The following is a 19,013-nucleotide window of genomic DNA, read 5'->3' as shown; positions in this document are numbered from 1 at the left end:
ATGGCTGACGGCAGCCTGGGGAGTGGCAGCAGGGCGATGGCTGCCCGGAACCTGCCGGCTGTGCGGGACGGCATCAGCTGGTGAAGAACGGAGATGCGTCCAGCGCTCCGCCAGAGGAGAAAGCAAAAGGGCCGCTTCCATACGGGAAGAAGGCCCTTCAACGATCCTTATTTGCGCGGGCTAGTCGGCCACGGGCTGCCAGTCCTTGATGCCCACGTCGATGGAGGCCACGCCCCGGTAGTAGTCCAGACGCGGCGTATAGGCCACACGGATGCGTGAGCCCACGGAAGAGGGCGGGAAGGCCGTGGCCATGTTCCAGCCCTTGGCCATGAGAGTGATGCCGCTGGCGCTGTCCTTCAGGCGCAGGCGCACATGGTCGCCGCTGTAGCCCAGCGGGCTGCGGTCCACCACCGTGAGTTCCGGGGAGGCGAAGACCGGTTCGGCATTGCCTGCCCCAAAGGGCTGCATGAGTTCCAGCTCCTGCAAGAAGGCGGAATCCGAAGCCTGCTGGAAATCCAGCTCGCATTCCAGCAGCAGGGCCGGGGTCAGGGGCTGCTCGCCCAGCTCGTCCGCCACGACCCGTTCGAAGGCCTCGCGGAAGCGTTCCAGCTGATTGGGTTCCAGGCGCACGCCCGCGGCCAGCTTGTGGCCGCCGAAGCCCGCCAGCACGTGGGCCGTCTTCTGGAGCCCGGCGTAAAGGTCGAACTCGCGGATGGAGCGGCCCGAGCCCTTCATCATATTGTTGTCGTCGCAAAGGATGATGGTGGGCCGGTAGAATTCTTCCACGATGCGCGAGGCCACGATGCCCACGATGCCGGGGTGCCAGTCGCCGCCGTAGAGCACCAGGGCCGGGCGCTGGCGCTGCTCCAGCTGGCGGTGGGCCTGCTCGCGGGCGGCGGCCCAGATGCGCTCCTCTTCCTCGCGGCGCTGGGTGTTGAGGGCATCCAGATGCTGGGCCAGGCGGAGGGCCTCCACATGGTCCTTGCTGCGCAACAGCTGGAGAGCGGTGTCGGCCGCGCCCATGCGTCCGGCGGCATTGATGCGCGGCGCCAGACGGAAGACCACCTGCCCGGCGTTGAGGCGGGCGGCCGCGTCGGAACCGCTCACGGTCTTGAGGGCGGCGATGCCGGGACGGGCGGCCTCGGCCAGCTTGTCCAGCCCGCCGCGCACGAGGATGCGGTTCTGCCCGCCCAGGCGCATGACGTCGGCCAGCGTGCCCAGGGCCACCAGATCCAGCACCTTGTCCATCTTGAAGCGGCGGCCCGTGTGCGGGGCCAGGGCCGCGTTGACGGCGGCCATGAGGAAGAAGGCCACGCCCACACCGGCCAGATGGGGGCAGGGCATGTCGTCTTCCGGGCCCAGACGGGGATTGCAGATGGCGTCGGCCGGGGGCAGTTCCGGCGGCGGCAGGTGGTGGTCGGAGACGACCACGGTCATGCCCAGCTCGCGGGCGCGGGCCACGGCCGCCATGTCGGAGATGCCGCAGTCCACGGTGAGCAGGATGCCGCAGCCCTGCGCGGCCAGTTCTTCGATGGCCGGGATGTTCAGGCCGTAGCCTTCGCTGCGGCGGTCGGGCACATGCCACAGGGCTTCCAGGCCGTGGGCTTCCAGCACGTCCAGCACCAGCGTGGAGGACGTGATGCCGTCCACGTCGTAGTCGCCCCAGACGGCCAGCTTCTTGCCGTCCAGCAGGGCCTTGCTGATGACCTCGGCCGCCTGCGGGAGCTGGGGCCAGCGGGACGGCGGCACCAGATCGGGCAGACGCGCCGAAAGATAGGCGTCCAGCTCTTCGGGGCTGTCCAGGCCGCGCCGCCAGAGGATGTCCAGCAGCAGGGGAGAGATGGAGAGCTCACGGGCCAGACCGCGCGGCGGCGAACCGGCAGGGGGCTCACGGAACAGCCAGCGCTTCATGCCGCCACCTCCCTGACAGGCCCGCGACGCCGGATGCTGGGGCGACGGGGCATGCTTGAGGTGCGGAAAAGGGCAAGAGGGGCGCTGGCTGTCATGCGGTCTCCTTTAGACGGCGGCTTTCATCTCGGCCTGGATGGCACGGGCGGCCTCGGCGGGCGAGGGGGCCTTGAGGATGGGACGTCCCACCACCAGGAAGTCGGCACCGGCCTGCACGGCACGGGCGGGCGTCATGATGCGCTGCTGGTCGTCGGTATCGGCGCCCGCGGGACGGATGCCGGGGCACAGGCAGCGCAGGCCCTGACAGGAGGCCTTGATGCGGGCGGCCTCATGGCCGGAGCAGACCACGCCGTCCAGGCCCCAGCCGCGGGCCTTGCCGGCCAGCTCCAGGGCAAAGTCCGAAGGATCGGCGCTGATGCCGGGCATTTCGCCGGGGCCGAAGCTGGTCAGGGCCGTGACGCCGAAAAGCTGGGGAGCCTTGCTGCCGTAGCTGTCGGCGGCAATACGGGCCTCGCTGCACATGCGCTCGCCGCCCTGGCAGTGCAGGGTCAGCAGTTCCGCACCGGCGGCGGCAGCGGCCTTGACGGCCTGGGCCACGGTGTGGGGGATGTCGTAGAATTTTATGTCCAGGAAGACATGGAAGCCAAGGTCGTGCAGTTCGCGGATGATGTCCGGGCCGGCCAGTGTGAACAGTTCCATGCCCACCTTGCACCAGGGCACGGCGCCTTGCAGTTCGCGGGCCAGGACGAGAGCGTCTTCCTTGCGGGGCAGATCCAGAGCGACAATGAGTTGGGCAGCCATCGTTCTTCTTCCTTTAAAGGAGGTGTCCGTTGTTCAGGGCCTCCACCAGCCCGGGGCGGCAGTGGGGAGCCAGGGTCGCGGCCAGGTAGGCGGCGCGCAGGTGGTCGTAAGCCGTGTCCAGGTCGTCATTGACGATGAGGGCATCATAGTGGGGCGCTTCCTGCATCTCGGCGCGGGCATTGGCCAGGCGGCGCAGGATGACGTCCTCGCTGTCCAGGCCGCGGCCGCGCAGGCGGCGTTCCAGTTCTTCCATGGAGGGCGGCAGGATGAAGAGGAAGCGGGCATCGGGCATGTTCTTGCGCAGCTGGGCGGCGCCCTGCACGTCGATGTCGAACAGGATGTCCTGGCCTTTGGCCAGCATCTCGCGCACAGGGGGCAGGGGCGTGCCGTAGAAGTTGCCGTGCACCTCGGCCCATTCGGCAAAATGGCCCTGGTCGCGCAGCTCCACGAAGCGTTCGCGGCTCAGGAAGTGATAGTCCTTGCCGTCCACTTCGCCCTCGCGGGGGGCGCGGGTGGTGCAGGAGATGGAATAGCCGAAGTTGGGGAATTCCTTGCGCAGGCGTTTGATGAGCGTGGTCTTCCCTGTGCCGGAGGGCGCGCTGATGACCAGCGCGATGCCGAGTCTGTTCATGATGTCAAAATCTCCTTCCGCAGGCAGGGCCCGCGGAGCTCAGTGTCGGACGACCGTGACGGGAACCCGCCGGCTATTCGAGGTTCTGTACCTGCTCGCGGCACTTTTCCAGTTCGTTCTTGAAATCGACCACCATGCGCGAAAGCTGCACATCGGGGATCTTGTTGCCGCAGGTGTTGATCTCGCGGAAGCATTCCTGCAGCGTGAAGTCCAGACGGCGGCCGGCATCCTTGCCCGCATCCAGCAGTTCATGCAGACGGGCAAGGTGGGTGTGCAGGCGGGTCAGCTCTTCGGTGACGTCCAGACGGTCGGCCAGGATGGTGACCTCCTGCAGGAAGCGGTTCTCGTCCAGGCCGTTGACAGCTTCCAGCGCCTCGTTGAGGCGTTCGCGCATGACGGCGGCGCGCTCTTCCTTGATCTCGGGCGCGCGTTCGGCGATGAGGCCGGTCCATTCTTCCATGCGCAGGATGCGGGAATGCATGTCGCGGGCCAGGGCGCGGCCCTCGGCGGCGCGGGCGTCGTTCCAGTCCTCCAGGGCCAGGGAGAGGCCTTCTTCCAGGGCCAGGGTCAGGCTCTCGTCCACTTCGTCACCGGCATCGCCCCACAGGCCGGGCAGGGCGAGCAGGGCGTTGTAGTCGGGGGTGAAGGACTCGCCACGACGGGCAGCCAGTTCTTTCAGGCTGTCCAGCATGGCTTCGGCCTGCATGGCCTCAAAGCGCGGCGCGGGGCCGGTGCCGCCGGTGTACTGGAGGGTCAGGCTGATATCCACGCGGCCGCGGGAGGCGAAGCGGCGCACCACTTTTTCCAGGCGCGGCTCAAGGCTGCGCACGCTCATGGGCAGACGCCATTTGAGGTCCAGATGGCGGCTGTTGACGCTTTTGACTTCCCATTGCTGGGTGAAGCCTTCGCTCTCTACCAGGCAGCGGCCGAAGCCGGTCATACTGCGCAGCATAATATCCCCCTGAAGTGAAAATATTCCAAAAGAATAGGCCAAGCAGCTCCATAATGCAAGGAACGCGCCCGCGCGGCTGGATACATGCCGCGGAAGGCGCGTCCCCAAAATGAACGTATCCTTCCAGGATACGAGGAGCCTAGGCTCAGGAGAACTTGCCGTTGCCGCCGCAGGCGGAGCCGGAGCTGGGCGCGGCGGGGGTGCTGCCGCCGCAGCCGCCGGCCTGGCCGCAACCGGCAAGGCCCTTGCCCATCTTGGAGGCCAGCGGATGCACCGGGCCGGGCTTGAAGGGGAAAGCGCCGGTCTTGAGCGGGCTGGGCACGCTCATCTGGCGCTGGGTCTCGGCATGGCCGCACTGGGGGCAGGCGGGCGTCTCGTCACCGAACGCCAGCTCTTCGAACTGGGCCCCACAGGCGGGGCAGACAAAATCATACAGGGGCATGGAGCACTCCTTGCCATGTTTTGGGCGGCAGCCGGGGCCGCGGGACAGTGGGGTGTATCGGCAGGCAGCCGCCGGGACGGAAAAGCTCCGGCCTGCCTCTTGTCTGTAACGTTCCGCTGCTTATATAAGCAGTATATGAGCGATGGCAAGAGCGGGCCCGGCTTCTTTGTTCCGGACGGGCGCCTTGCCGCACAGGAGTATACGATGAAAAAGATTCTGCTGCTGGCCGGCGATTATGTGGAAGATTACGAAGTGATGGTGCCTTTCCAGATGCTGCTGATGCTGGGCTACGAAGTCCACGCCGTCTGCCCCGGCAAGAAGGCCGGTGATTTCGTGCGCACGGCCATCCATGACTTCGAGGGCGACCAGACCTACAGCGAGAAGCGCGGCCACAACTTCGCTATCAACTATGACTTCGACAAGGTCGATGTGGCCGACTACGCCGGTCTGGTGGTGCCCGGCGGGCGCGCTCCCGAATACCTGCGCCTCAACGAACGCGTGCTGGAGATCGTGCGTGAATTCGACGCCGCCGGCAAACCCATCGCTGCCATCTGCCACGGCCCCCAGCTGCTGGTGAGCGCGGGCATCCTCAAGGGCCGCACCTGCACCTGCTACGCTGCGGTCAAGCCCGATGTGGTGGCCGCGGGCGCCACCTGGCATGACTTCAACGCCACGGCCAGCAACGCGGTGGTGGACGGCAATCTGGTCACGGCTCCGGCCTGGCCTGCGCATCCGGCCTGGATCGCCGCCTTCGTCAAGCTGCTGGGCGCCCAGATCAGCATCTAGCCAGCGAATAACAATATCCCCTGACAGAAGAGGAGGGAGCCTGCCCTGCGGCACGGCTCCCTCTTTGTGTATGGATTCGTCTGTTGAGCCCCGAGGCGCGAAACCAAAGGCATGCGCCATACGGGTGGGGCGTATGGGGATGGCCGGGGATGCAGGCACAGCGCTGTCCGGCCCATCCGGCATGTGCCTGCCCCGGTAGCCGACAGGAAGATCCTGGGCTGCCGGTGCGGGCCTGTCTTCTTTCTCCGGCGGGGAAGAGGGTTGCCTCTCTACCTCGTGCGGGCAAGGAAGACGGCGTCATTGCGGTAACGCACCGCAGGCTGCGTGGACGGGCCGCCCAGGTTCCCGCTGTTGTCCTCGGCAAAGATGCCGCGCTGGCCGATGCGCGAGACGAAGCCGGGATGCGCCTGGTAGTGGGGCTTTTCCGGCTGCTGGGGGATGGGCGTCACGCTCTGGAGCACGAGGCAGGCACCCACACGGCTCGCCTGGGCGGCGGCATCGTCGGCGGATGCGGGGACGGCGCTTTCCCATGTGGCCCGGCCCAGACGGACATAGCCGTCAGCAAGGGCCGCGGCAAGGCGTTTTTCCATAACGGATGCCGGGAGCTGTTCCACGCGGGGGGCGCTACAGGATTCAAGGGTATCCACGGGGCGGACATGGTCGTCCGCCGCCTGATAATGACGGGAAAAACCGCCGGCACAGCCGGATGCCAGCAGGGTGAGGCCCAAAAGGGCGGGGAGAGCATAGCGGCAGGACATGGCTTTTCCTCTCTTGGTTACAGGGATGCGGCCGGAAAGGAGGGGAGGGAGAGCGTTCGCTCCAGTCATGCATGCCGTGGCACGGGGCGGTGGCGGGCAGATCTTGTTGTCGGGAGCGGGACTTTCCCGTCCGGCCGTTGGGACGGGGAGCAAGAAACATATTTTGTTGCTATGTTTTATTTCAGGAATCGGAACTTTTAGCAAGTTCTTTCCGGCAACCATCCCCCGTATCACGCGGTATCTTGAGAGGATGGAGCCGGAGAAGGCGCTGGCCGCTGCTGCCACTGTCCTGAGTGCCTTGCGGGCATGCCCGGCAGGGCTTCGGACATCGACAGCGACGGGACGGCAACGCCCCTCCCCGGGCTCCGGAACAACGAGATCTAGTCCGCCAGCGGCTCCACCAGCAGCCCCTTGTCCGTGACGGACAGGGGACGTACGGCCAGCAGTTCGCGACCGGGATGGGTCCCGGCGGGCAGGATGCAGGGCACATAGAATTCATTGACGCCCTTGATGGCTTTGCGACGGCGGGCAGGGGCCTGGTCGGGAGCGGGGCTGTCGGCGGCCAGCAGCATGCGCGGCAGGGCCAGCTGTGCCTGCCAGAAAGCCTGACGGCGTTCTTCCACGGCGGCGCGGACGCGGGCGGCCCGCTCCTGCTTGACCTGCTGGGGCAGGTGGCCGTCAAAGCGGTCGGCGGCAGTGCCGGGGCGACGGGAATAGGGGAAGACGTGGGCATAGCTGAAGGGCGTCTCGCGCACGAAGTCCAGCAGGCAGGCCACATCTTCCTCACGCTCGCCCGGGAAGCCCGCGATGATGTCCGCCCCCAGCCCCATGACGGGCCAGTGGGCGTGCAGGCGTCCCACGGCACGCTGGAGCATTTCTGCCGTGTAGTGGCCGCGGCCCATGCGGCGCAGCACGGGCTGGCTGGCATGCTGCAGCGAGATGTGCAGCTGCGGGCAGAGCATGCGGCAGGCCATAAGGGTCTCCACCCCTTCGTCATCGAGCTGCGACGGCTCCAGGGAGCTGATGCGGAAGCGGCCGCGTCCGGCGAATTCCGGGGCCAGGGCGGCATCCAGACGGCGGAGCAGACTCCAGAAATCCCCGAAAGCGGCGTTGTCCCGGCCATACTGGCGCAGATTGATGCCGGAGATCATGATCTCGGCATGTCCGGCCAGCAACAGGCGCCGGGCCTCGGCGATGACGTCTTCCGGCGGGCGGCTCAGGCAGCGGCCGCGGGTGAGGGGCACGATGCAGTAGGTGCAGCGGTGCTGGCAGCCGTCCTGCACCTTGAGCACGGGGCGGGCGCGCCGGAAGCCGCTGATGGCAAAGGGCGGGTAGGAAGGGGCCTGCGCTTCTCCTGCCAGAGCCTGGGCTTCTTCCGTCCAGGGCCCGGCCAGCAGCAGGCGCTTGTCGCCCTGGGGCAGGACGAGGTCCGGCTGCACGCAGTCCTCGTGGCCGTGCCGGCGAAAGTCCTCGAACAGGCGGGCCGCACAACCGGTCAGGATCAGGCGGGCAGCGGGGGCCGCACGGCGCAGGCGGAACACGGCATTGCGGGCATCGCGCTCCCCTCGGGCCGTGATGGCGCAACTGTTGACGCAGACCACGTCCGCCTGGGCGGGGTCGTCGCATTCCACGCCGCCACGGGCCTGCCAGGCCTCGCGCAGGGATTGCGTTTCGTACTGGTTCACCTTACAGCCAAAGGTAATGAAGTAGAATTTCCATGCTTGCATGGCTGCTATGTAGGGCAAAGGCCGTCCCCTTGACAAGAGGCGGCCGGGCCCGCTGGAGATGGATGATGAAAGGATGTGTGGGGCGGCATCCCTCCCGCTGGGGCGGGCTGCTGTTGTGGCTGTTGCTGCTGCCGCTGTGCTGTACGGCGGAGACGGCTGCCGGCGAACGTGGCGGCGAGCTGTCCGGGCTGTCCGCCGAGGACCGTATCAATCTGCTGTGCCTGCGTTCGGCCTACCCGCAGATCAGGGCGGTGGAATCCGGGCCTGACGGGATCTGGCTGCGCCTGGAAGGGGAGCGGCGGGTGCTCTATGCCTCGGCAGCGGAGCTGGCGGCCCATCCTTATGATGATGCGACCCTGCTGGACAGGGAACAGCGCCTGGCCCGGCGTCTCGATCCCGCACGCATGGATGTCTCGCTGCGTGCCAGCATGCACTTGCCCTATCTGCCGGACCCGGAACGGGCGGCCACGCCACTGGGCTATTCACCCGGCCGCTGGCGCAGCTATGCCTTTTTGAAGGCCCTGTACGGTGCGGATGCGGCCACGGTCCGCCGGGGCCTGGGCGTGACGTCCCTGCAGGGGCGCAAGGTGCGGATGAGCGGGGCCGCCGTGCGGGCGCTGGTCGCCGTGGACGGCCGCCTGCGCGAGGCCGTGCGGCAGCGGCCGGAACTCAAGCCCTGGCTGGTCTCGGCCGGAGGCTTTTTGTGGCGCCACATTGCCGGAGAGCAGCGCCTGAGCCCGCATTCCTTCGGTATCGCCATCGATCTGAGCCCGCAGCGGGCGCCGTACTGGCGCTGGGCTAGGATGGAGCGCCATCCCCTGCAACAGTCCTACGACAGCGAGATCGTCCGGGCCTTCGAGGCCGAGGGCTTCATCTGGGGCGGCAAATGGCATGAGTACGATCTGATGCACTTCGAATACCGGCCCGAGATCATGGCCAAGGCCCGTGTGCTGCACCAGCTGGAGACGGCGGGCGGGAGCGGGCTCGAAGGTCTTTCCGGCGGGGCCGAGCGGGACGGCGGCACAGTCGCGTCCCCTCATGGCCTGTCGGGAGTGGGGGCGGCCGGGGGGAGCAACGGCTGAGAGGCATCTGTCCCGACGGCCGTCCCTGGCGGGCAGCGAGCCGGGGCGGGGATGATGTGTCGTCGCGAACGCGTCGGGCAGGCAGAACCCGCAAAAAAAGGAGGGGTCCCGGTGGGGCCCCTCCTTTGTCATTCGTATGGCAGGACGGCCTAGTCCTGACCGGTGGCCGCGGCCTCGTCCACGACCCAGATCAGGTCGCCCACGCTGGGGCGCACCATCTGGGCAGGCAGGGTGGGCTCGGCCAGCAGATCAAGCACCTGGCCCAGCACCTGATGCTTTTCCTTGCCCGTGACCAGGAACATGCAGCAGCGGGAGTTGTTGATGACCGGCAGGGTCAGGGTCAGGCGGTCGGCCTTGCGTTCGGGCACATACTGGTCGATGACCAGACGCTTGCGTTCGGCCAGGGCCGGAGAGTTGGGGAAGATGGAACCGGTGTGGCCGTCATCGCCCATGCCCAGAATCATGAAGTCGAAGCGGGGCAGGTCGTTGGGACCGATATTGAAGTCCTGACGGATCTGCTGCTCGTATTTGACGGCAGCTTCCACCGGGTCGATGTCGCCGCGCATGCGGTAGAAGTGGGTGGCAGGCACATGGCTCAGCAGTTCGCGGCGGGCAAGGCCGTAGTTGCTGTCAGGATGGTCGGGACCCACGCAGCGTTCGTCCACCCAGAAAAAGTTCATCTTGTCCCAGGGCAGGCGGTCGGCCCAGTCACTGGCCGCCAGCAGACGGAACAGGGGGATGGGCGTCTGGCCGCCGGAAAGGGCGATGCGGAACACGCCGCGTTCGGCCACGGCTTCTTCACAGGCGGCGGCCAGGATATGGGCGGCGCGCTCGGCCATGGCGGCAGGATCTTTATGGATATGCACGGAAAGATGGATGGATCTGCTGCGCGCTTTCATGATGATCTCCTTATTGTGGACTGCGCAATAAAAACGGCGCGGCACAGGATACCGCCCGTGTTGCTGTCATTTCCTTCAGGACGTACCACCATAATGCAGGCCGGTGCCGGCGGCAAGCCCCCTGAGGCTTGTCTGCCGCTGCGGGCGGGAGAGGAATGCCGAAAATCCCCTGCGCTGTGGTCTCCGGGAACAGAAAAAATTTTTCCTGTGATTCAGGGATGCTGTTTTTGTGCCGGGGGCTGGCCGGTGGTGCGCAGGGAGTCGTACTCCATGACGGGGCGGGCGGTATCCAGACGGGGGCGCAGACGCAGGGGCAGGGGCGTGCCCGTACGGCGGGGCGACATGTCCAGACGCAGGACGCACCAGGCCCCGAAGGGCAGGCGGGAAAGGGCCGCGGCATGGACGTGCGTCCCGTGATGCCAGCGGCAGGCGGGCCGCCAGAGGCAGCTTGCCGCGTGCAGTCGTCCCGGGCGGGCGGCCAGCAGTCGCCAGGCGGTCCAGAAGGGCAGGCAGTGCCCGGGCCAGGCATGGCGACGTCCGTGCAGCCGCCAGGTCAGCCAGGGCAGGGAGGCGCTGTTCCAGAAGGTGAGGGCCAGACCGCAGGCCGCCACGCGGCAGGCCTCGCCCAAGGTCGCAGGCAGGGCGGCGGGCGGCAGTTCGTCGGCCCGCAGCAGTACCCAGTCGAAACTGTTGTCGGCAAAGGGCAGCCAGTCCGGGGACGCGGCTTCTATCTCCACGCCTTGCGGGGCCCTGCGCCGGGCCTGTTCCCGCAGGGCCGGAGAGGTCTCGCAGGCGCTCAGGTCAAAGCCGCTCTGCCAGAGCGGAGGCAGGACATGCCCCGCCCCGCAGCCGATGACCAGCAATTCTCTGCCCCGGCGCGGCCAGGGGGCCAGCATGGAGAGCAGCAGGGCTGTCCTTTCCGGCAGGGCGATGTGCTGATGGAACGGGCTGGGGGGCTGGAGGGGCATGCAGGCTCCTTGAAGGTGAGGGTTCTCTATCCTGCTAATGTAGGGCCTGCCGGAGCGGCAGGCAAGAGGGATGCGGGATGAAGTCCCGATGCTCCAGGGGATGTCCGGCCTGCGGGAGCGGAAAAAAGGCGGGCAGACGGGCTCCGGGAGGGCTATGCGTCACCGCGGCGCGCGCAGGACCAGCAGCAGGATCTCGGAAGGCACGCCCAGGCGCAGGGGAAAACCGCCCCACAGGCCGCTGCCGGGGCCCACATACAGGCGGGCGTCGTCCCGGGCATACCAGCCGCGCACGAAACCGCCGTTGAACAGGGCCACGCCCTGATCCAGCAGCAGGGCCAGCCCGCCGTGGGTATGGCCGGAAAGCTGCAGGTCGATTTCCGGGGCCGTCTCATGGAAGAGCTCCGGCTTGTGGGCCATGAGGATGCGCGGTCGCGGCGTCCCCTCCAGGGCCCTGTGCGGATCGGGACCGGGCAGGCCGAAGCGACCGGCCACATTGTCGGTGACACCGGCCACGGTCAGGTGGCTGTCCCGCACCGGCAGCACCACGGCCTCGTTCTCCAGCAGGGTGATGCCGTGAGCGCGCAGGACGGGCCGCCAGGCAGGCAGGTCGGAGTAATATTCATGGTTGCCCGGGCAGGCGAAGACGCCCAGCGGCGCCCGCAGGTCGGCCATGGGCGCGAAGTCCTCGCGCCGCAGGGCGGGGCTGCCGTCCATAAGGTCTCCCGTGAGCAGGATGATGTCCGGCCTGAGGGCATTGGTCCTGTCCACCACGGCCCGGGTCCACTCGGCGGGGAAGTTGCGGCTGATGTGCAGGTCCGTGAGCTGGGCCACGCGCAGGCCGTCCAGGGCGGGAGGCAGGCCGGGCAGGACGATCTCCTGCGTGCGGACATCGGGGACACGCAGTGCCGCGGGCACGGCCATGACGGTCATCACCAGGGCCACCAGCAGCAGGGCGGCCATCTGCCGGTTGCTGCCGGGCAGGGCCGGAAGGCCCGGACGCAGGCGGCGCGCCAGCCACCAGATGAGGCAGACGCCGTCCCGAAGCAGCGAGAGCAGGGCCAGCAGGAAGAAAAGCACATGCGGCACGCCCGTGCTGACCAGCACCCAGCGCGGCAGCTCGGGATTGAAGGTGGCGTAGAGCAGGGAAAAAATGTGCAGGCGGAAGCCCACCAGCAGCACCAGCAGGGCCAGCAGCATCTTGAGCGGCCGCTTGCAGCGCAGGGGCAGCACGCAGCGGACCAGCATGTAGACGCAAAGGATGGTCGTGACGATCTTGAGCATAGGCAGGGAGCGGAGGAAGGCGCGGCTCCGGGACAGGCGGCAGGAAGCCGGCCGGGGGAACGCAGGGAGCCGGATGGAAAAAGGAGGGGCATCCCTTTGCAGGACGCCCCTCCCGGACAGGCTTAGAGGGCGGCGATGGCTTCCACTTCCACCTGGGCGCCCAGAGGCAGGCTCTTGATGGCCACGCAGGAACGGGCGGGGAAGGGTTCGCAGAAGTATTTCTTGTAGACTTCGTTGACCTTGGGGAAGTCGTTCATGTCGGCGATGAACACGGTGGTCTTGACCACGTTGGCGGTGGTCAGGCCCTGGGATTCCAGCAGGGCCACCACGTTCTTGCAGCACTGCTCGGCCTGGGCGCAGATGTCGCCTTCCACCAGCTTGCCGGTGGCGGGATCCAGCGGGATCTGGCCGGAGAGGAAGAAAATGTCGCCCACGCGGATGCCCTGGCTGTAGGGGCCCACGGCGGCAGGAGCGTTGGGGGTGCTGATGACGTCCTTGTTCATGAGGAACTCCTTGCGTATTGGCTGCTACTTGAAGACAGGCAGCAGGTTGAAGACATACAGGGTATGGCAGACGGCCACGATGATGCCGTAGACCAGCAGCAGGGGCACGGTGGTGGAACCGCCGGGCACGCGGTACAGGCTGGCCTGGAACTTGCGGCGGCTGGCGCGCAGCAGCAGGGCGGGCACGATGACCGACCAGATGGAGGCCGCCAGACCGGCCCAGCCGATGGCGGGCAGGAAGCCGTCGGGCCAGATGATGCCGCCGATCATGGGCGGCACGAAGGTGATGAGCATGGTCTTGGTGCGGCCCAGGCGGCTGTTGTCGAAGCCGCACAGGTCGGCCATGTAGTCGAACAGGCCAAGGCCCGCGCCCAGGAAGGACGTGGCGATGGCGAACAGGGCAAAGGCCTCCAGCATCTTGAGGATGATGCCGCCCAGGCTGGTGCCGGAAGCGGCCACCAGATCGCCCACGTTGGTGATGTGCTTGAAGTCGTCACGCGGGATGATGCCGTCGGCGGCGGCGATCCAGACCACGTAGCAGAGCAGGGCGATGACCGTACCGATGCGCAGGCAGCTGTTGATGGTGCGGGCGTCCTTGCCCAGATATTTGATGAGGCTGGGCACCGAGGCGTGGAAGCAGAAGGAGGTCAGGTAGGTGGAGGCCGCGCCGAAGATGAAGATGAATTCGCCGCTCTGGCCGTCCAGGCCCAGCATGGAATCCAGGCGGGCCTGACCGATCATGCCGCCGATGGACAGCAGGAAGGTGATGACCATGCCGCCCATGAGGATGGCGGACAGACGGTCCACAGCCTTGGAGCTCCACCAGACACAGGCCGTGAGCAGGATGGTGAAGATCAGGCTGGTGAGGACACGGGGCGGCGTGATGCCCCAGCTGGACTGCAGGGCATGCTGGACCACGGAGCCGCCGCTGCTGACGTAGGCATAGACCAGCGTGTAGAGCACGAAGGCCACGGAAAAGCCGTTGAGCACGCTCCAGAAGGAACCCAGCGTGTTCTGCACCAGGGTGTGCAGGCTGTCGCCGGGCTCGAACAGCAGGTTGACTTCAAGGATGGCCTGGCTGGCGCGCAGCATGCAGAACCAGGAAAGCAGCATGAGCACCATGGACCAGTTGAACCACATGCCGGCCGAGGTCATGGGCAGGGCCAGCATGCCCGCGCCGATGGCCGTACCGGCCACCATCATGGAACCGCCCAGAGTGCGTTGGAAACCCTCACCGAAAATGAACTTCATGAATCCTTCTCCCCGGAATCAGACGTTACGGGACGCGTTGCCCAGAAGTTGGAGAGCAGCGCGCCGGAAATGTTCTGCCAGACGCTGAACAGGGCGCCGGCAATGGCGGCGGCAGGCGTAAAGTGCGCCAGCGCCAGGGCTGTGGCCAGCCCGGAATTCTGTGTGCCTATCTCTATGGCCAGGGCGCGGCGGCGCGACGGCGCAAAGCGCAGCCGGCAGGCGGCGAACCAGCCCACGGCCAGGCCAAGGAGGTTGTGGGCGATGACCGCCGCGAAGATGGCGGGCCCGGCCGAAAGGATGTTCTGCGCATTGACGGCGATGATGCCGGCGATGACCAGGGTGATGACCAGGGCCGAGGCCAGCGGCAGGAAGGGCATGAGCCTGTCCACCAGGCCGCGCTGGAAATGGTGCAGCAGCAGACCCAGCAGCACGGGCACCAGCACGATCTTGACGATGGACCAGAAAAGGCCGCCCATGTCCACCGGCACCCACACACCGCCCAGCAGCCAGGTCAGCGGCGGGGTCAGCAGCAGCGAGACCAGGGTGGCCGCTGCCGTCATGGCTACGGAAAAAGCCACGTCGCCGCGGGCGATGAAGGTCAGCACGTTGGAGGCAGTCCCGCCCGGGGCCGTGCCCACCAGGATCATGCCCATGGCCAGTTCCGGCGGCAGGGCGAACACATGGCACAGGGCAAAGGCCAGCAGCGGCATGCAGCCGAACTGCACCACCAGTCCCAGCCCCAGATCGCGGGGATGCCGCAGCACATGGCTGAAGTCCTGCCAGTGCAGGGTCATGCCCATGCCCAGCATGATGATGCCCAGCATGGCGGAAATATGCGGCGCCACCCAGGAAAAGATCCAGGGTTGCCACAGGGCCAGCGCCGAGAAGGCGATGATGATGACACCCATGAAGCGGGTCAGAACGACACTGAGCCTGCGCAGAACCGACAGCATACGGCCTCCTCCTTTGCGGACATGACGAACCATGCATCTTGGCAGACTCAGGGCGGCAAATCAAGCCGTTCATCCGGCCGCGGGAACAGACAAAATCCTCGGCCGGGGGCGTGGGCAAAGGGGCGTCGCTCACGCATCCCTGACGCCGGGCATGTTCCCGTGGCTGCGGCGCGTGCTTGAAATGTGGCGCAAGCCCGGCTAGACTGTACGCCCTGCCGGCCCGGCCGGCACACATCACTTTTGAGGATACTATGAGCAACGAACCGGACAAGATCATTTATTCCATGATCCACGTGTCCAAGCGCCACGGCCAGAAAGAAGTGCTGAAGGACATCTCCCTTTCGTACTTCTACGGGGCCAAGATCGGCGTTTTGGGCCTCAACGGCGCGGGCAAGTCCAGCCTGCTGAAGATCCTGGCCGGTGTGGACGAAGCCTTTGACGGCAAGACCGTGCTGGCTCCCGGCTACACCATCGGCTACCTGGAACAGGAACCCCTGGCCGGGGAGACCCGTACCGTGCGCGAGGTGGTGGAAGAGGGTGTGAGCGAACTCATGGCCATCGCCAAGGAGTTCGAGGAAATCAATGCCCGTTTCGCCGAACCCATGGAACCTGAGGAGATGGACGCCCTCATCGAGCGTCAGGCCCAGGTGCAGGAACTGATGGACCACAAGGGCGTGTGGGATCTGGACGCCCGTCTGGAAATGGCCATGGACGCCCTGCGCTGCCCGCCGGCCGACATGACCGTGGACAAGATCTCCGGTGGCGAACGCCGCCGCGTGGCCCTGTGCCGCCTGCTGCTGCAGGCCCCGGACATCCTGCTGCTGGACGAACCCACCAACCATCTGGATGCCGAATCCGTGGCCTGGCTGGAGCGTTACCTCTCCACCTTCCCCGGTACGGTCATCGCCGTGACCCACGACCGCTACTTCCTGGACAACGTGGCCGGCTGGATCCTGGAACTGGACCGCGGCCGGGGCATCCCGTGGAAGGGCAACTACTCCTCCTGGCTGGAACAGAAGCAGAAGCGCCTGGCCAATGAGGAAAAGGCCGAAGCCGACCGCCAGAAGACCCTGGCCCGCGAACTGGAGTGGATCCGCATGTCGCCCAAGGGCCGCCACGCCAAGGGCAAGGCCCGCATCAACGCCTACGAGGCCATGCTCTCCCACGAGAGCGAGAAGCACGCCCCGGATCTGGAGATCTACATCCCGCCGGGACCGCGTCTGGGCAAGAGCGTCATCGAGCTCACCGGCGTCAGCAAGAGCATGGGCGACCGTGTGCTGATGGAAGATGTCAACGCCATCATCCCGGCCGGTGCCATCGTGGGCATCATCGGCCCCAACGGCGCGGGCAAGACCACGCTCTTCAAGATGCTGGTGGGGCAGGAACAGCCCGATACCGGCACCGTGAAGGTGGGCGATACCGTGCAGTTCGCCTATGTGGACCAGGGCCGCGAGTCCCTGGAACCGGGCAAGAGCGTGTACGACATCATCAGCGAAGGCCACGACACCATCAAGCTGGGCAGCCGCGAAGTCAACGCCCGTGCCTACTGCACGCGCTTCAACTTCCACGGTGCCGACCAGCAGAAGAAGGTGGACGTGCTTTCCGGTGGCGAGCGCAACCGTCTGCACCTGGCCCGGATGCTGAAATCCGGCGCCAACGTGCTGCTGCTCGACGAACCCACCAACGATATTGACGTCAACACCATGCGCGCCCTGGAAGACGCCCTGGACAACTTCGCCGGCTGCGTGCTGGTGGTGAGCCACGACCGCTGGTTCCTGGACCGCATCGCCACGCACATCATGGCCTTCGAGGGCGACTCCAGCGTCATCTTCTTCGAGGGCAACTTCAGCGAATACGAGGAAGACCGCAAGAAGCGTCTGGGCAAGGAAGCGGAGACCCCGCACCGGCCCAAGTTCCGCAAGCTGACCCGCTGATGTTCGCCGCGGCTGTCCCGTCGCTCCGTGCCCTTGCCGGCATGGGCGCGACGGGGCGGCCCGGCCCCGCCTTTCCTGCCTGCCCCCGGGACGACCCGGCAGACAGGGCTTTCCCGGAGGCACGGCATGGTGCCGTGTCCCCGTCCCGGCCGGGACGTCTTTCCCGGCTTTTCCCTTCGCCTTCCTGTCCGGGGCGCCCGCCCCGGGATCCTTTTCCTCTTCCCGGCCTGGGCACAGGCCACCTGCCGGTTCCGGACAGGGCGGTATTACTGACCTGAAAAGTCAGGAACAGGATGATGAAACAAAAGACAACTGGACACCGTCGTATCCCTTCCCGCCTGCTGGGAGTCTCGCTCCTGCTGGCGGGCATGAGCCTTGTCCCCGTATCCGGGCCGGTCTGGGCCCGCGAAGGCGCCACCGCGGCCACGTTCGGCCTGGTGGACGAAGCGCCGCATACCTTCCTGCGCCCGAAGCAGGTCTCCCTCTTCCCCACCCACGCGCTGGTGCAGGGGGAGGAAGAGCTGGAGGTCCGTGTGCGGGACGGCGTGGGGCGTGTGGAACTTTTCGTGCCCGAGAACGCCCGCAACCTGCAGTTCGACCTGGGGGACGTGCGTCTTGCCAGCTGGCGCAGCCGGGTGGCCCCGGCCGCAGTGGCCGACGGTGACGCCCGCCGCCGCCAGGATCTGCTGGCCCGCAAGCGTGCCGTGGAAGGCGAGCTGGAAGCCGTCTCGGCCCGTCTTGGCCTGTGGACGGCCCATGCCGGGGAACGGAGCCTGGAAGCTCTGGAAAAGCTGGATGCCCGCATGGCCGAAGTCATCCCCCGTCTGCGTGAGCGTCAGGCCGCCCTGCAGCGCGAGCTGAAGACCATCAGCAATGTGCTGGCCAGCCTGCCGCGCGTGACGGAGAGCGGCCAGCTGGTGATCCTGCTGCTGGACGGCGCACCGGCCGGGAAGGTCTGCGTACGCTACGCCTACACGCTGGACAACAGCGGCTGGGATCCCGTCTATGATCTGGATGCCCGGCCGGAAGAAGGCACTGTCCGCGTGCTCCTGACGGCCCGGTTGCGCCAGAACTCGGGCATGGACTGGCGCGGGTGTGACCTGTCCATCGTCTGGCAGGACGCCCGTCCGCTGGATGCGCCCGCCCTGCCTGTCTGGCGGGTGGACGAGGGCCCGGTGCCGCGTCCTTACGCCCGGGCCGCTGCGGAATTCAAGGCCGCCCCTGTGGTGCTGGCCGCCCGGGCCGACAGCGCGCCCAACGCTCCCGCCGCTCCTGTGCCGGTGCTGGACAAGGGCACCTATGCCCGCTGGGATCTGGGCCGCGTGACCCTGCCGCAGGGGCAGGAACGCCTTGTGCTGCGGCAGGAAGAATGGAAGGCCCCCTTGCAGTGGGTGGCCCGTCCTGACGAGCAGGGCAGCCCGGTGTGGCTGATGGTGGAACGGGCGCTGGACAGCACTCCCTGGCCTTCGGCCCAGGCCGAGTTCTCCGTGGACGGCCTGCCGGTGGGATCGGGGCGTTTCGTGCCCGAAGGCAATAAGGTGCGCCTCTATTTCGGGGTGGATCCCCGCGTGTCGGTGACCACCACCACGGACGACAAACGTCGCGGAGAGACCGGGATCATCGGCAAGCGCCAGACCTGGAGCTGGAACTGGACCTACACGGTGCACAACGCGCGTGCCCAGGCCGTGACGGTGCGTGTGGAGCGGCCCGAGCCCCTGCCCGTCAACAAGTCCGTGGAAGTGTCGCTGGACGGCACCCGGGCGCAGAAGGGCGAGGATCACAGCCTGTTCTGGAAGGTGGAGGTGCCCGCGGGCGAGAGCCGCAGCATCAGCCACGGCGTGAACGTCAGCGCACCGGCCGAGCTGGGCCTGAGCCCTGTGGCGCCGTAAAACGTTTTTTTTGTTGTGAGGTCCCTTCCGTCGCCTGACGGCGGGAGGGACTGGAGGCCGGACAAGGGCGGGACATCCCACCCTTTTTTCGTCTCTTCGCAGGCTGGTCGCCGGGCAGGGATGGCGGGAAGAAGAGACTCGGTACTTGTCTGAAGGTGGGGGCAGGTCTGGTTTGGGGGGGGGGGGGGGGGGGGGGGGGGGGGGGGGGGGGGGGGGGGGGGGGGGGGGGGGGGGGGGGGGGGGGGGGG

17 protein-coding genes are annotated in these 19,013 nt (G+C 67.0%); 4 read left to right on the top strand and 13 right to left on the bottom strand.

Annotated elements, in window-relative coordinates; translation table 11 throughout:
* Window positions 1-180 precede the first annotated feature (180 nt).
* From recJ to HF854_RS05575, 5 genes are all read right to left on the bottom strand, one after another.
* Window positions 181-1,911 (bottom strand): single-stranded-DNA-specific exonuclease RecJ, encoded by a 1,731-nt coding sequence (gene recJ, locus HF854_RS05595; RefSeq protein WP_168935411.1) that lies wholly within the window; start codon window positions 1,909-1,911, stop codon window positions 181-183.
* A gap of 105 nt (window positions 1,912-2,016) precedes the next feature.
* Window positions 2,017-2,709, bottom strand: a complete 693-nt coding sequence (gene pyrF, locus HF854_RS05590; protein ID WP_168935410.1) for an orotidine-5'-phosphate decarboxylase — start codon at window positions 2,707-2,709, stop codon at window positions 2,017-2,019.
* 13 nt (window positions 2,710-2,722) lie between these two features.
* Entirely contained in the window at window positions 2,723-3,340 is a 618-nt protein-coding gene (gmk, locus tag HF854_RS05585; RefSeq protein ID WP_168935409.1) for a guanylate kinase, read from the bottom strand.
* A 73-nt stretch (window positions 3,341-3,413) separates the two neighbouring features.
* Window positions 3,414-4,292, bottom strand: a complete 879-nt coding sequence (locus HF854_RS05580) for a YicC/YloC family endoribonuclease (RefSeq protein ID WP_168935408.1) — start codon at window positions 4,290-4,292, stop codon at window positions 3,414-3,416.
* Window positions 4,293-4,437: 145 nt separating this feature from the next.
* Complete coding sequence (locus HF854_RS05575) at window positions 4,438-4,734, bottom strand: FmdB family zinc ribbon protein (protein ID WP_168935407.1); 297 nt, start codon at window positions 4,732-4,734, stop codon at window positions 4,438-4,440.
* 204 nt (window positions 4,735-4,938) lie between these two features.
* Between HF854_RS05575 and HF854_RS05570 the strand changes: the two genes are divergently transcribed.
* Window positions 4,939-5,520: a DJ-1/PfpI family protein gene (locus tag HF854_RS05570; protein ID WP_040368924.1), complete on the top strand. Its 582-nt coding sequence runs from the start codon at window positions 4,939-4,941 to the stop codon at window positions 5,518-5,520.
* Window positions 5,521-5,789: 269 nt separating this feature from the next.
* Here HF854_RS05570 and HF854_RS05565 read toward each other — a convergent pair whose 3' ends face one another.
* Both HF854_RS05565 and HF854_RS05560 read right to left on the bottom strand, forming a co-directional pair.
* Complete coding sequence (locus tag HF854_RS05565) at window positions 5,790-6,278, bottom strand: hypothetical protein (protein ID WP_168935406.1); 489 nt, start codon at window positions 6,276-6,278, stop codon at window positions 5,790-5,792.
* Window positions 6,279-6,658: 380 nt separating this feature from the next.
* Window positions 6,659-8,005 carry a MiaB/RimO family radical SAM methylthiotransferase gene (locus HF854_RS05560; protein ID WP_168935405.1) on the bottom strand — a complete coding sequence of 449 codons (1,347 nt, stop codon included), beginning with the start codon at window positions 8,003-8,005 and terminating at the stop codon, window positions 6,659-6,661.
* A 62-nt stretch (window positions 8,006-8,067) separates the two neighbouring features.
* On the opposite strand from HF854_RS05560, the gene HF854_RS05555 reads away from it, so the two are divergent.
* Window positions 8,068-9,087: a M15 family metallopeptidase gene (locus HF854_RS05555; RefSeq protein WP_168935404.1), complete on the top strand. Its 1,020-nt coding sequence runs from the start codon at window positions 8,068-8,070 to the stop codon at window positions 9,085-9,087.
* A 149-nt stretch (window positions 9,088-9,236) separates the two neighbouring features.
* Here the strand turns inward: HF854_RS05555 and pgl are convergent, their stop codons facing one another.
* The 6 genes from pgl to HF854_RS05525 form a co-directional block, all read right to left on the bottom strand.
* Complete coding sequence (gene pgl / locus HF854_RS05550; protein ID WP_168935403.1) at window positions 9,237-9,986, bottom strand: 6-phosphogluconolactonase; 750 nt, start codon at window positions 9,984-9,986, stop codon at window positions 9,237-9,239.
* Window positions 9,987-10,198: 212 nt separating this feature from the next.
* Window positions 10,199-10,954 carry a class I SAM-dependent methyltransferase gene (locus HF854_RS05545; protein WP_168935402.1) on the bottom strand — a complete coding sequence of 252 codons (756 nt, stop codon included), beginning with the start codon at window positions 10,952-10,954 and terminating at the stop codon, window positions 10,199-10,201.
* Window positions 10,955-11,113: 159 nt separating this feature from the next.
* Window positions 11,114-12,235: a metallophosphoesterase gene (locus HF854_RS05540; RefSeq protein ID WP_168935401.1), complete on the bottom strand. Its 1,122-nt coding sequence runs from the start codon at window positions 12,233-12,235 to the stop codon at window positions 11,114-11,116.
* A 122-nt stretch (window positions 12,236-12,357) separates the two neighbouring features.
* Window positions 12,358-12,738 carry a RidA family protein gene (locus HF854_RS05535; protein WP_006003888.1) on the bottom strand — a complete coding sequence of 127 codons (381 nt, stop codon included), beginning with the start codon at window positions 12,736-12,738 and terminating at the stop codon, window positions 12,358-12,360.
* Window positions 12,739-12,762: 24 nt separating this feature from the next.
* The gene (locus tag HF854_RS05530) at window positions 12,763-13,989 is read right to left on the bottom strand and encodes an aromatic amino acid transporter (protein ID WP_006003889.1); all 1,227 of its coding nucleotides are present in this window, start codon (window positions 13,987-13,989) and stop codon (window positions 12,763-12,765) included.
* The gene (locus HF854_RS05525) at window positions 13,986-14,942 is read right to left on the bottom strand and encodes a bile acid:sodium symporter family protein (protein ID WP_168935400.1); all 957 of its coding nucleotides are present in this window, start codon (window positions 14,940-14,942) and stop codon (window positions 13,986-13,988) included. The genes HF854_RS05530 and HF854_RS05525 overlap by 4 nt, the downstream gene beginning before the upstream one ends.
* A gap of 251 nt (window positions 14,943-15,193) precedes the next feature.
* On the opposite strand from HF854_RS05525, the gene ettA reads away from it, so the two are divergent.
* Together ettA and HF854_RS05515 are read left to right on the top strand one after the other, a co-directional pair.
* Window positions 15,194-16,876, top strand: a complete 1,683-nt coding sequence (gene ettA / locus HF854_RS05520) for an energy-dependent translational throttle protein EttA (RefSeq protein WP_168935399.1) — start codon at window positions 15,194-15,196, stop codon at window positions 16,874-16,876.
* 296 nt (window positions 16,877-17,172) lie between these two features.
* Window positions 17,173-18,765: a DUF4139 domain-containing protein gene (locus HF854_RS05515; protein WP_168935398.1), complete on the top strand. Its 1,593-nt coding sequence runs from the start codon at window positions 17,173-17,175 to the stop codon at window positions 18,763-18,765.
* Window positions 18,766-19,013 lie beyond the last annotated feature (248 nt).

The sequence above is a fragment of the Desulfovibrio piger genome (genome assembly GCF_012843875.1).
GTDB lineage: Bacteria > Desulfobacterota > Desulfovibrionia > Desulfovibrionales > Desulfovibrionaceae > Desulfovibrio.
The sequence above is the reverse complement of the archived record's forward strand: the minus strand, read 5'-3'. Positions and strand labels throughout refer to the sequence as shown.